Consider the following 10,920-nt stretch of genomic DNA (forward strand, 5'->3'; position numbering starts at 1 on the left):
GGGCGCGGCGCAGCCGTCCGCCGGCTCCGCGGCGTCGGGCACCGCCGCCGCGGCCACCGACCCGGCGGGCGACACGCCGGCCCCCGCGCCGGCACCGACCGCTCCCGCCGCGCTGCAGGTCGGCACCGTGCAGCACCGCGCCCCCGTCGCCGCCGCGCCGGCCGCAGGGGTGCCGCTGTCCGACCAGATCGCCGCGAAGCTCGGCGAGCAGCTGCCGGCCCTGCGGTCGCTCGGCGGAGGCTCCCACGTGCTCACGCTCCGGGTGGACCCGGAGCACTTCGGGCCCGTGACCGTCGTCGCGCACATCTCGCCCGAGTCCGTGCGGGTCGAGCTCGTCGGTGCGACCGACTCCGCACGCGACGCGCTGCGGCAGTCGCTGCCCGACCTGCGGCGCGACCTCGCCTCCACCGGGCTGTCGTCCGACGTCAGCCTCGGCGGGGGTGACGCCTCGGGCGCCACCGGCGGCGAGACCCGGCGCGACTCCCTCGCGGCGGCCCGGCCGCTGGGCGCCGCACCCGCCGGCACCGCACCCGGACCGGCCACCGACCTGCCCGCCGCCCGTCCGTCGACCGCCGCCGGCGGCCTCGACCTGCTCGTCTGAGGAGACCCGCGTGTCCATCGACGTCTCGTACATCACCAACCAGAGCGCCGCCGCGACCGAGAGCACGTCCACGCCGAGCAAGACCCTCGACAAGGACACGTTCCTCAAGCTGCTGGTGGCCCAGCTGTCCAACCAGGACCCGAGCAGCCCCATGGACACCAGCGACATGATGGCGCAGACCACGCAGCTGTCGATGATGGAGTCCCTCTCCGAGATCCAGGCGTCCGCCCGCGAGCAGTTCGCCCTGCAGATGCGCATGGCCTCCGCGGACCTCGTCGGCAAGCAGGTCACCTGGACCGACGCCGACGGCAAGACGCAGACCGGCGTGGTCGGCTCGGTCGACTACTCCGCCACCGTCCCCGTGCTCCAGGTCGGCGAGACCAAGCTCCCGCTCGACGCCGTCGCGGGCATCAGCCCCGTGCCCGCCACCACCCCCACGACCACCGCCTGACCGCGGTCCGGCTCCACCACCCCGAAGGGATCCACCATGCTCCGCTCCCTCTTCTCCGGCATCAGCGGTCTGCGCAGCCACCAGACGATGCTCGACGTCACGGGCAACAACATCGCCAACGTCAACACCACCGGCTTCAAGGCGTCCCAGATCCAGTTCCAGGACACGCTCAGCCAGATGCTCAACGCCGCCTCGGGTGCGCAGGACGGCGTCGGCGGCCAGAACCCCGCGCAGGTCGGCCTCGGCGTGCAGGTCGCCGGCATCACGACCAACTTCAAGCAGGGCGCCGCGCAGCTCACGGGCCGCAGCACCGACATGATGATCTCCGGCGACGGGTTCTTCGTCGTCCGCCAGGGGAACCAGCAGTTCTACACGCGCGCCGGGTCCTTCGACTTCGACTCGACCGGCCAGATGGTCCTGCCGGGTGCGGGCGCCATGGTGCAGGGCTGGGCCGCCGTCAACGGCGTCATCGACACCACCAAGCCGGTCGGCGACATCAAGGTCGCCGTCGGCACCGTGATGCCGGCGCGCGCCACCACGAACGCCCCGTTCGCCGGCAACCTCAAGGCCGACGCCGAGGACGGCACGGTCCAGACCGTCACCACCAAGGCGTACGACGCGCTCGGCAACGAGCGGGAGCTCTCGCTGACCTTCACCAAGACCGCCACCGGCTGGACGATGGCCGCCTCGGACGGCACCAGCACCGTCGCGGCGGCGCCGCTGACGTTCGACGGGTCCGGCAACCTCACGGGCGCCGGCACCTTCACGCTCGGCGGCGTGAACGTCGACATCTCCGGCCTCACGAGCATGGCCGGCGTCGACACCGTCGCGGCGGGCAAGCAGGACGGCTACGCGGCCGGCATCCTGCAGTCCTTCACGCTCGGGTCCGACGGCACCATCAACGGCGCGTTCTCGAACGGCCTCAAGCAGGACCTCGGGCGCATCGCGATGGCGTCGTTCACCAACCCCGCGGGTCTGTCGAAGGCCGGTGGCTCGCTGTTCACCACCACGGTGAACTCCGGCGACGCGCAGATCGGCGCCGCGGGCGTCGGCGGCCGCGGGACGCTGTCCTCCGGCTCGCTCGAGATGAGCAACGTGGACCTGTCCACGGAGTTCACGCAGCTGATCATCGCCCAGCGCGGGTTCCAGGCGAACTCCCGCGTCATCACGACGTCCGACGAGGTCCTGCAGGAGCTGGTCAACCTCAAGCGCTGACCCACGCCGGTCGAGAGGCCAGCACCCGGGCACCCGTCCCCACCGGGACGCCCGGGTGCTGGCCTCTCGTGCACGCGCGGCGGGCGGAGGGAGCGCGGCGGGCGCGGGTCAGGGGTGCGGGAGGGCGCGCTCGTCGTCGACCAGGGCCCAGCGGCCGTCGCGGCGGTGCGCGATCCCCGCGCGCTCCAGCCGCGCGAGGTACGCCGCCATGCCGCGCTCGCCCCGGCGCCGGAACAGCCGCATCAGCCGGGGCAGGGCGTTCGGCACGAGCATGGCGGTCTTCACGAGCACCGCCTCGGACGGCCGCGGGTAGCGCTCGAGCGCGGGCCGGTCGAGCATCCGCATCATCGTGCGCGCGACGACCTCGGGCGGCTGCGGCGGGTCCTGGAACTGCAGGGAGTTGCCGCCCTCGACGGCCTCCCGGCGCAGCATCCGGGTGTCCGTCGCGGACGGCAGCACGGAGCCGGCGGTGATGCCCTTCGCCCGCAGGTCCAGCCCGATGGCCAGCATCGCGCCGCGCAGCCCGAACTTCGACGCCGTGTAGATGGGCGTCTCGCCGAGCGGGAAGATCCCGCCGAGCGACACCGTCGTGACGACGCGCGGGTCCGGCGCGGCGCGCAGCAGCGGCACGGCGAGCCGGGTCAGCACCAGCGGGGACAGCAGGTTGACCTCCAGCTCGGTGCGGATGGACTCGACGCTGCGCTCGTCGAACCGGTCGGCGCTGGTCATCCCGACGTTGTTCACGAGCACGTCGATGCGCCCGTGCTCCGCGCCGACCCGCGCCAGCAGCGCCTCGACCTGCGCCTGGTCCGTCAGGTCGCAGCCGTACCCCGCGTGCCCGGCGCCGGGCAGGCCGGCGGCGGTGCGCTCGGCCGCCTCGGTCCGGATGTCGACCACCGCGCACGTCGCGCCCCGCGACGCCACCGGGCCCAGGAACGCGCGCGCGATACCGCCGGCCCCGCCGGTCACCAGGACGACCTTGCCCCGGTAGTCGTACGTCACGCCCGCACCGCCGCCGTCGCGGACGACCCCCGCGCCCTCGCCGCGCGCGGCGGGTCGGACTGCAGCCGCCAGCCCAGCGTCCGGCCGACCCTGCGCAGGTACGCCACGTAGGCGTCCGAGTCGACGTAGCCGCGGTGCCGGGGCGAGGAGTCGAACCGCAGGCCGTTCGACAGGTCCGGCCGGTCGGTCGCGATCATCCGCGTGAACCGCTCGGCGGACGGGCTGTGCGTCTCCAACCCGTCCAGGTACGCCGCGAGCAGGTGCGCCTGCTGGTCGAACAGCCCGTACGCCCCGCTGTTGGTCTCGACGTACCCGACGCCGAACAGCCCGGGGTGCTCGCGGGACACGAAGTTCAGGTACAGGTCGGGGTGCTGCTCGTCGCCGACGTACTGCTGCGCGACCGGGACGCGGTGCCGGTAGCCGGTGGCGAGCAGCACCAGGTCGAACTCGTCGGAGGTGCCGTCGGTGAACGTCACGGTCCGGCCCGCGGTGTCCCGGACGCCCGGCCGGGCGGTGATGTCGCCGTGCTGCAGGTGGTGCAGCAGCATCGAGTTGACGATCGGGTGCGTCTCGAACAGCTTGTGGTCCGGCTTCGGAAGGCCCAGCCGGCGCAGGTCCCCGACGAGGAGGCGCAGCAGCGGCTGGATCAGTGCCCGCTCGGCGCGTTTGGGCAGGAACGACCCGGCCCCGCCGACCACGTCGGACGGCACCCCGAACACGTGCTTCGGGATGAACCAGTACCCGCGCCGCGTGCTGATGACGGCGTGGTCGGCGCTGCGGGCGGCGTCGCACGCGATGTCGCAGCCCGAGTTGCCCGCCCCGACGACGAGCACCCGCTTGCCGGCGAGCTCGCCCGGGCTGCGGTACGTGCTGCTGTGCCGGACCTCCCCGGTGAACGACCCGGGCAGCGCGGGCTCGTTGGGGAACCACTGCGAGCCGGTCGCGACGACGACCGCCGCGTGCCGGGACGCCGTGCCGTCCGCGCGGGTCACCAGCCAGCCGTCGCCGTCACGGCGGACCTCGGTGACCTCGACGCCGGTCTCGACGTGCTCCGTCAGCCCGTACGCGTCGGCGAACGCCCGCAGGTACGCGAGCACCTGCCGGTGGCCGGGGTAGTCCGGGTAGTCGTCCGGCATCGGGAACCCGCTGAACCCCGACCGCGTGCGGCTGGAGATGAGGTGCGCCGACTCGTACATCGGCCCGCCCGGGTTGTCGATGTCCCAGGCCCCGCCGACGCCGGTGTGCCGCTCCAGGTGCACGTACTCGAGGCTGCGTTCCCGCAGCGCACGCGCCACCGCCAGGCCGGCCGGGCCGGCCCCGATCACGCAGACGTCCGCGGTCACGGCTCACGCTCCTTCGCGCTCGGTGCCAGCGATGCTAGGCACCCGCACCCCCGCCGCGGCGGACCCGGCGAGCCGACTTCCCGGACCCGACAGGCCACCCACCGCGGCCCGCCCGCGCCCGCCCCCTCGCCCACCCCCGCCCCGCCGCCCCGCCCACCCCGCCCCGCCGCCCCGCCCACCCGCTCTGCCGTCGAGGTCGTCATGTCCGGCCGAGGTCGTCCTTCCCACCTGACGACCTCGGCCGGATCTGACGACCTCGCGCCCGGAGCGGCGGCCTCGCGCCCGCGACCGGCACCGACGGCACGGCGGGCACGGCGGGCGCGGCGCCGGCGCGGCGTCAGGGGGCGCGGCGGAGGGCGGCGGGGGAGCGGCCGTACCAGCGGTGGACCGACCGGCGCAGGGAGCGCTCGTCGGTGTAGCCGACGCGGGTCGCGACCTCCGCGAGCGGGACGTCGCCGTGCCGCACGAGACGCCCCACCAGCCGCCGCCGCACCTCGTCGACCACGTCGGAGTACGTCGTCGCGACGTCCGCGAGCCGCCGTCGCAGCGTCCGCTCGCTCATCGCGAGCGCCCGCGCGTGCGCGGCGAGCGGCAGCACCTCGGGCAGCGCGGCCTCGACCCGGGCGGACAGCAGCGCCACGAGCTCCTGCCGGTCGACGACCTCGGCCGTCTGCTCGTCCAGCAGCCCGCGCACCAGCGCGAGCGTCCACCGGTCCGCCGTCGGGACGGGCCGGCGCCACTGCTCGGGCGCGAGCACCCAGGCGTTGCGCGCCGCACCGAACGCGACGTCGGGCCCGAACACCGTCGTCCACGGCCCCGGGTCCGACGGTGCCGGCCGGGCGAGCTCCACCCGGTGCGGCCGGAACTCCGCGCCGGCGGCGTCGCGCGCCGACCGGGTGATGCTCGCGAACCCCTCGTCCACCAGGAACTCGTCGACGCGCCCGGAGTCCCCGTGCACCTGCGCGACGACCGTCAGCAGGTCGCCGTCCCGCTCCGCGGCCCAGTGCACCATCGACCCCGCGAGCCGCTGGTACCGCACGCCCAGCGCCACGCCGTCGGCGACCGTCGGGGACGCCAGCCACCCCAGCCCGAGCACGCCCGCGGACGTGATCGGCTGCCGCGACCCCACCACCAGCCCGAGCGCCGGCACCCCGAGCGCGTCGACCGCCGCCTCGATGACCGCCCGCCCCTGCCGGAACGACACCCGCAGCGCCGGGGCCTCCACCGCCTCCCGCGTGAGCCCGCCGGCGCGCAGCGCGTCGTCGAACGGCACACCGCGCTCGTCCGCCACGAGCATGAGGTACCGCACGAGGTGCGGGGCCACGGTCGCGGAGGTCCCGCCCGCGGCGGCGTGTGCCGGCACGGGGCCACGGTAGGGCGGGCGCGCGGCGCGGCGTCAAGGAGACCGGGCGAAGTCCCGCAAACGCCTCAGCCCCTCCGGGCCGCGTCCGATGGGCTGGGGTGAGCGGCACACGGACGGGCCGCCGCGGCGCACTCCGCCGCAGACGCACCACCAGGGACGGGAACCGCTGTGATCATCGTGACGCGCCTGAACGGGGCCCAGTTCGGGGTCAACCCGGACCTGCTCCAGCGCGTCGACAGCGCTCCCGACACCATCCTGACCCTCATCGACGGGACGAAGTACATCGTCCGGGAGTCGATGGCCGAGGTCATCGCGCGGGTCAACGAGCACCGCGCGCAGCTCCTGGCGCGCGCCCAGGAGATCCAGGCCGCGCCGTCGCCGGCGGTCGAGCTGGTCCGGGACGCCGACGAGGCGCCGGCCGGTGACGACCCGGGTGACGAGGGCGACGGCCCGCTCGCCGACCCTGTCCCCCTGAGACCCAGGAGCCGCTGATGGATCCCGCCGGCTTCATCGGGCTGGTCGTCGCCTTCGGTGCGATCTTCGGCGCCCTCATCATGGAGGGCGCCGACCCGATGTCGATCTTCCTGCCCGCGCCGCTGCTGCTGGTGTGGGTCGGCACGATCGGCGTCGGCATCGCCGGGCACACGGTCAAGGACGTCATCGAGTCGTACAAGGCGGTGCCCCGGGCGCTGATGAGCAAGGTCCCGGACCCGACGACGACGGTCGACACGCTGGTGGAGCTGGCGGACCGGGCGCGGCGCGAGGGCCTGCTGGCGCTGGAGGACGCGGCGAAGGACATCGACGACCCGTTCCTGCGCGGAGGGCTGCAGGCCGCGATCGACGGCACCGACCCGGACGACCTGCGGATGATCCTCGAGGACAAGATCGCGACCAAGCGGACCCGCGAGAAGACGCACGCGAAGTACTTCCAGGACATGGGCGGCTACGCCCCGACGATCGGCATCATCGGCACGGTCATCTCCCTGGTGCACGTGCTGGAGAACCTGTCCGACCCGTCGTCGCTGGGCCACTCCATCGCCGCGGCGTTCGTCGCGACCCTGTGGGGCATCCTGTCCGCGAACGTCGTCTGGCTGCCGCTCGGCACCCGCATCAAGCGGTTCTCCGACCTGGAGTGCGCGCAGATGGAGGTGACCCTCGAGGGCCTCCTGGCCGTGCAGGCCGGCGCCAACCCGCGCCTGGTCGGCGAGCGCCTGCGCAGCCTGCTGCCGGACACGCCCGCCGCGAAGGAGGCGGCGTGAGCGGCCACGGCGGGCGCGGCCGGAGCCGCCGCGGCGGGGGGCACGACGAGGAGCACGTGAACCACGAGCGCTGGCTCGTGTCGTACTCCGACATGATCACCGTGCTCATGGCGCTGTTCATCGTGCTGTTCGCGATCAGCCAGGTGGACCAGCAGAAGTACGTGCAGCTGCGGGCGTCCCTCGCGGCGGGGTTCGGCGACGGCTCGGTGAACCAGTCGGTGCTGGACGGCAGCGACGGCACGATGGACGGCCTGACGCCCGCCACGGAGCAGCAGCCGGACACGAGCACGGCCGGCATCGTGAGCGCCGACGAGGGCCTCGGCCTCCAGGCGTCGAACCCGTCCCCGGAGGCGGTCAAGGACCCCGCGCAGGTGGACGCGTCCACCCTGGCGGCGGCGCAGGCGGAGGCCGCGCACCTCGACGAGGTGAAGCAGCACATCCTCGCCGCGCTCGGCTCGGCGGGCCTGCAGGACGCCGTGCGGTTCCGGATGGACGAGCGCGGGCTGGTGCTGGGCCTGGTGGCCGACGACGTGTTCTTCGCGCAGGGGTCGGCGCAGCTCACCTCCACCGCGATGCAGGTGCTGGACCTCGCGGCCCCGACCCTCGTGGGCCTGCAGGAGCAGATCTCGGTCGAGGGGCACGCGAACACCGTGCCCATCTCCGGCCGGTACGCGACCAACTGGGAGCTGTCCTCGGACCGCGCCACCCAGGTGCTGCGGCACCTCGTGGAGAGCGACGGCATGCCGGGCAACCGCATCCAGGCGGTCGGCTACGGCGACACCCGCCCCCTGGTGCAGGGGAGCGGCGACGACGCGATGACCGCCAACCGGCGGGTCGACATGGTGATCCTGAGCGCGGCCCCGGAGGCGGTCCGCGCCCTGCTGCCCGCGGTGGCAGCCGGAAGTGCGACGGGAGGGTGAGGACGAGATGCCCATCGAGCAGCGTGTGATCGGCGGCGGCCAGAAGATCGGCGGCGGTCAGAAGATCGGCGGGTCCAAGGACGCCCCCGCGCCCGAGCCGGAGGAGCCGAAGAAGAAGAGCAAGAAGATGCTGGTCGTGATCATCGCCCTCGTGCTGGTGGTCGGCGGCGGCGCGGCGTACTTCTTCCTGTTCGCCAAGGGCGGCGGGGACGCGGAGTCGGCGCCCGAGCCGGAGCCGGTGCCGGGCGCCGTCGTGGCCGTCGAGCCGATCAGCCTGAACCTGGCCGACGGGCACTACCTGCGCCTCGGCTTCGACCTGCAGCTGACCGAGGAGGTCGGCGAGGAGGCTCCCGACACGGGCAAGGCGGTGGACGCCGCGATCGCGCTGTTCTCCGGCCGGTCCGTGTCGGAGGTCAGCGACCCGGAGAAGCGCGAGGAGCTCAAGAAGAAGCTCCTGCACCAGGTCGAGGAGCTCTACGAGGGGGAGGTGATGGACCTCTACCTGACGAACTACGTCACGCAGTGAGGGGGAGCGCGGCGACGCGCCTCCCTCCGGCCGGGACCCGGACCAGCAGCGTCCGGGGCCGGTGAACCACGGCGCCACGGAGGGCGCCACATCGCTCCGCAGCACGACGGCCCACGACGGGCCGAGGGCGGAGGAAGTTCCGGGCACGACCCCTCACATCACCCGTTCGCGCGCCGATGAGGGTGGGCGTGACGGTCCACACCCAGGGTCAGCCCCCTGCGCGCTCGCGGCGGCGGACGCACGTGCCCGAGCCCTACGACTTCCGGCGCCCGATGACGATGGCGCGTGAGCACGCCCGCGTCCTCGAGATGGCGTTCGAGACCTTCGCCCGGCAGTGGGGCAACCAGCTCACCGCCCGGCTCCGCGCGATGGCGCAGGTCACGCTCGACGGGCTGAGCCTGACGTCGTACGACGAGTACGTCCGCACCCTGCCCGGCACCACGGCGATGATGCTGTGCACGATCGAGCAGACCCGGCAGACCGCCGTCGTGCAGGTGCCGGTGAGCACCACGATGGTCTGGATCGACTTCCTGCTCGGCGGCCCCGGCAGCGGCGACCCCCGCGAGGACCGCGAGCTGACCGAGATCGAGCTCACCCTGCTGCGCGGCGTCATGCAGGCCGCGCTCGGCGACCTCGGCTACGCGTTCTCCGCGCTGGCCCCGCTGGACGTCACGTTCCGGTCCGTGCAGTACAACCCGCAGTTCGTGCAGGCCGTGCCGGCCTCCGACGCGGTGCTCGTCGCGACGTTCCAGATGCGCGTCGGGGAGCGCGAGGACCTCGCCACCGTGATGTTCCCCGCCGAGCTGCTGCTGGCCGCCGTCCGCCAGGCCGACGGCTCGAACGGGCGGTCGCTGGAGGACCAGCGCGCCCACGAGGTCGCGCTGGCCGACCTGGAGGCCGCCGTCGAGGAGGTCCCCGTCGAGGTGGCCGTGCGGTTCGCGCCGGTCGTCGTCCGCCCCCGTGACGTCGTCGACCTGGCGGTCGGCGACGTCGTGCCCCTGTCCCACCCGTCGTCCCAGCCGCTCGACGTGGTGGTGGACGGCGTCGTGCTCGCCCGAGCCGCCGCCGGGAACAACGGCTCCCGCCTGGCCTGCATGGTCGTCACCGTCGAGGAGAAGCCCTGATGAACGCCCCCACCGCCGAGACCACGGACGCCGCGGTCGCGCTCGCCGCGGCCACCGCCGCCGCCCGGCTGCTGCCCGCCGCCGCGCCCCTCGTGCCCGCGCCCGCCCCGGCGGGTGCCCGCCCCGACCCGGCCGCCCTCGCGGTCGTCGCGTCGTTCGTCGGCCCGAACAGCGCGGACGTCGTGCTCGTCGCCGACGCGGCCGTCAGCGAGGCGCTCGCCGCCGGTGCGCCCGACGGCAGCCCGCTGGACCTCGCCGCCGCCCTGCGCCCCGCGCTGGAGGCCGCTGTCGCCGAGCTCGGCGCCGGCGTGCTCGAGGCCGCCCGCACCGAGCCGGTCGCGACCGCGCTGCCCGCGGACGCCCACCTGGTCGCGCTCACCACGGACGACGGCGTGCAGGCCTGGTTCGCGCTGCGGCTGCGCACCGAGCCGACGCCCCGCACGCCCGGCGTCCCGACGCAGCGCGCCAGCCTGCAGGTGCTCTACGACGTGGAGATGACCCTGACCGCCGAGCTCGGCCGCACCAAGCTGCCGGTCCGCCAGGTGCTGGAGCTGACCCCGGGCGCCGTGCTCGAGCTGGACCGCGCCGCCGGCAGCCCCGCCGACGTCATGGTCAACGGCCGCCTCATCGCCCGCGGCGAGGTCGTCGTGATCGACGAGGAGTTCGGCATCCGCATCACCGAGATCGCCCGGGGCGAGGACGGCGCCCTCTGATGGACTCCGTCGTCCTGGGGCTGCGCGTCCTCCTGGCGCTGGCGTGCGTGATCGGGCTCATCTGGGTCCTCGCGCGCCGCGCCGGGTGGGGTGCGCGCCGCCGTCCCGCGGGCCCGGCGGTCGAGGTGGTGGGGCGCCAGGCGCTCGGCCGCCACGCCGGCGTCGCGGTGGTGGCCGTCGGCAACCGCCGGCTGCTCCTCGGGTACGGCGAGCAGAACGTCACGATGCTGACCGAGCTGGCGCCCGCCCCGGCCGAGGCCCCCGCCTCCCCGGCGACGACCGCGCCGACCGCCGCGGACCGCGCGCCGGTCACGCTCGGCTCGCTCGCCGCGGCCGTGCTGCCGACGCCCCGGCGTGCGCGGGCCGCCCGGCCGTCGGCGACCTCGCCCGCGGTGCCGGCGTC

13 protein-coding genes are annotated in these 10,920 nt (G+C 74.7%); 10 read left to right on the forward strand and 3 right to left on the reverse strand.

All coding sequences use genetic code 11. The features are described from left to right. The 3 genes from AAHH18_RS17745 to AAHH18_RS17755 all read left to right on the forward strand — a co-directional run. A partial coding sequence (locus tag AAHH18_RS17745; protein WP_343302524.1) for a flagellar hook-length control protein FliK occupies positions 1–601 on the forward strand: 601 nt, incomplete at its 5' end. 10 nt (positions 602–611) lie between these two features. Further along, positions 612–1,052: a flagellar hook assembly protein FlgD gene (locus AAHH18_RS17750; RefSeq protein WP_343302525.1), complete on the forward strand. Its 441-nt coding sequence runs from the start codon at positions 612–614 to the stop codon at positions 1,050–1,052. A 36-nt stretch (positions 1,053–1,088) separates the two neighbouring features. After that, complete coding sequence (locus tag AAHH18_RS17755) at positions 1,089–2,267, forward strand: flagellar hook protein FlgE (RefSeq protein ID WP_343302526.1); 1,179 nt, start codon at positions 1,089–1,091, stop codon at positions 2,265–2,267. A 108-nt stretch (positions 2,268–2,375) separates the two neighbouring features. Here AAHH18_RS17755 and AAHH18_RS17760 read toward each other — a convergent pair whose 3' ends face one another. The 3 genes from AAHH18_RS17760 to AAHH18_RS17770 all read right to left on the reverse strand — a co-directional run bounded on the left by AAHH18_RS17760 (position 2,376) and on the right by AAHH18_RS17770 (position 5,975). After that, positions 2,376–3,269 carry an SDR family NAD(P)-dependent oxidoreductase gene (locus AAHH18_RS17760; protein WP_343302527.1) on the reverse strand — a complete coding sequence of 298 codons (894 nt, stop codon included), beginning with the start codon at positions 3,267–3,269 and terminating at the stop codon, positions 2,376–2,378. Beyond that, complete coding sequence (locus tag AAHH18_RS17765) at positions 3,266–4,612, reverse strand: flavin-containing monooxygenase (RefSeq protein ID WP_343302528.1); 1,347 nt, start codon at positions 4,610–4,612, stop codon at positions 3,266–3,268. The genes AAHH18_RS17760 and AAHH18_RS17765 overlap by 4 nt, the downstream gene beginning before the upstream one ends. A 337-nt stretch (positions 4,613–4,949) precedes the next feature. After that, positions 4,950–5,975, reverse strand: a complete 1,026-nt coding sequence (locus AAHH18_RS17770; protein WP_343302529.1) for an AraC family transcriptional regulator — start codon at positions 5,973–5,975, stop codon at positions 4,950–4,952. Between the two features lie 168 nt (positions 5,976–6,143). On the opposite strand from AAHH18_RS17770, the gene AAHH18_RS17775 reads away from it, so the two are divergent. The 7 genes from AAHH18_RS17775 to fliO all read left to right on the forward strand — a co-directional run. Further along, entirely contained in the window at positions 6,144–6,467 is a 324-nt protein-coding gene (locus tag AAHH18_RS17775) for a flagellar FlbD family protein (RefSeq protein ID WP_222171349.1), read from the forward strand. Beyond that, positions 6,467–7,234: a motility protein A gene (locus tag AAHH18_RS17780; RefSeq protein ID WP_222171350.1), complete on the forward strand. Its 768-nt coding sequence runs from the start codon at positions 6,467–6,469 to the stop codon at positions 7,232–7,234. Before AAHH18_RS17775 ends, AAHH18_RS17780 begins: the two co-directional genes overlap by 1 nt. Further along, a complete protein-coding gene (locus AAHH18_RS17785; RefSeq protein WP_343302530.1) occupies positions 7,231–8,154 on the forward strand; it encodes a flagellar motor protein MotB in 924 nt (307 codons plus the stop codon). The genes AAHH18_RS17780 and AAHH18_RS17785 overlap by 4 nt, the downstream gene beginning before the upstream one ends. A 7-nt stretch (positions 8,155–8,161) precedes the next feature. Next, positions 8,162–8,680 (forward strand): flagellar basal body-associated FliL family protein, encoded by a 519-nt coding sequence (locus AAHH18_RS17790; RefSeq protein WP_343302531.1) that lies wholly within the window; start codon positions 8,162–8,164, stop codon positions 8,678–8,680. Positions 8,681–8,922: 242 nt separating this feature from the next. Then, on the forward strand, positions 8,923–9,804 hold the full coding sequence (locus tag AAHH18_RS17795; RefSeq protein WP_343302532.1) for a FliM/FliN family flagellar motor switch protein: 882 nt from the start codon (positions 8,923–8,925) through the stop codon (positions 9,802–9,804). Further along, complete coding sequence (gene fliN, locus AAHH18_RS17800; protein ID WP_343302533.1) at positions 9,804–10,517, forward strand: flagellar motor switch protein FliN; 714 nt, start codon at positions 9,804–9,806, stop codon at positions 10,515–10,517. Before AAHH18_RS17795 ends, fliN begins: the two co-directional genes overlap by 1 nt. Then, a partial coding sequence (fliO, locus tag AAHH18_RS17805) for a flagellar biosynthetic protein FliO (protein WP_343302534.1) occupies positions 10,517–10,920 on the forward strand: 404 nt, incomplete at its 3' end. The genes fliN and fliO, both read left to right, overlap by 1 nt.

The sequence above is a fragment of the Cellulomonas olei genome (genome assembly GCF_039548315.1).
Taxonomy (GTDB): Bacteria; Actinomycetota; Actinomycetes; order Actinomycetales; family Cellulomonadaceae; genus Cellulomonas.

Bases quoted from the DNA above. Each gene is read 5' to 3' on its own strand.
- AAHH18_RS17755 (WP_343302526.1), top strand. From the start codon at position 1,089: ATGCTCCGCTCCCTCTTCTCCGGCATCAGCGGTCTGCGCAGCCACCAG.
- AAHH18_RS17780 (WP_222171350.1), top strand. From the start codon at position 6,467: ATGGATCCCGCCGGCTTCATCGGGCTGGTCGTCGCCTTCGGTGCGATC.
- AAHH18_RS17790 (WP_343302531.1), top strand. From the start codon at position 8,162: ATGCCCATCGAGCAGCGTGTGATCGGCGGCGGCCAGAAGATCGGCGGC.
- fliN (WP_343302533.1), top strand. From the start codon at position 9,804: ATGAACGCCCCCACCGCCGAGACCACGGACGCCGCGGTCGCGCTCGCC.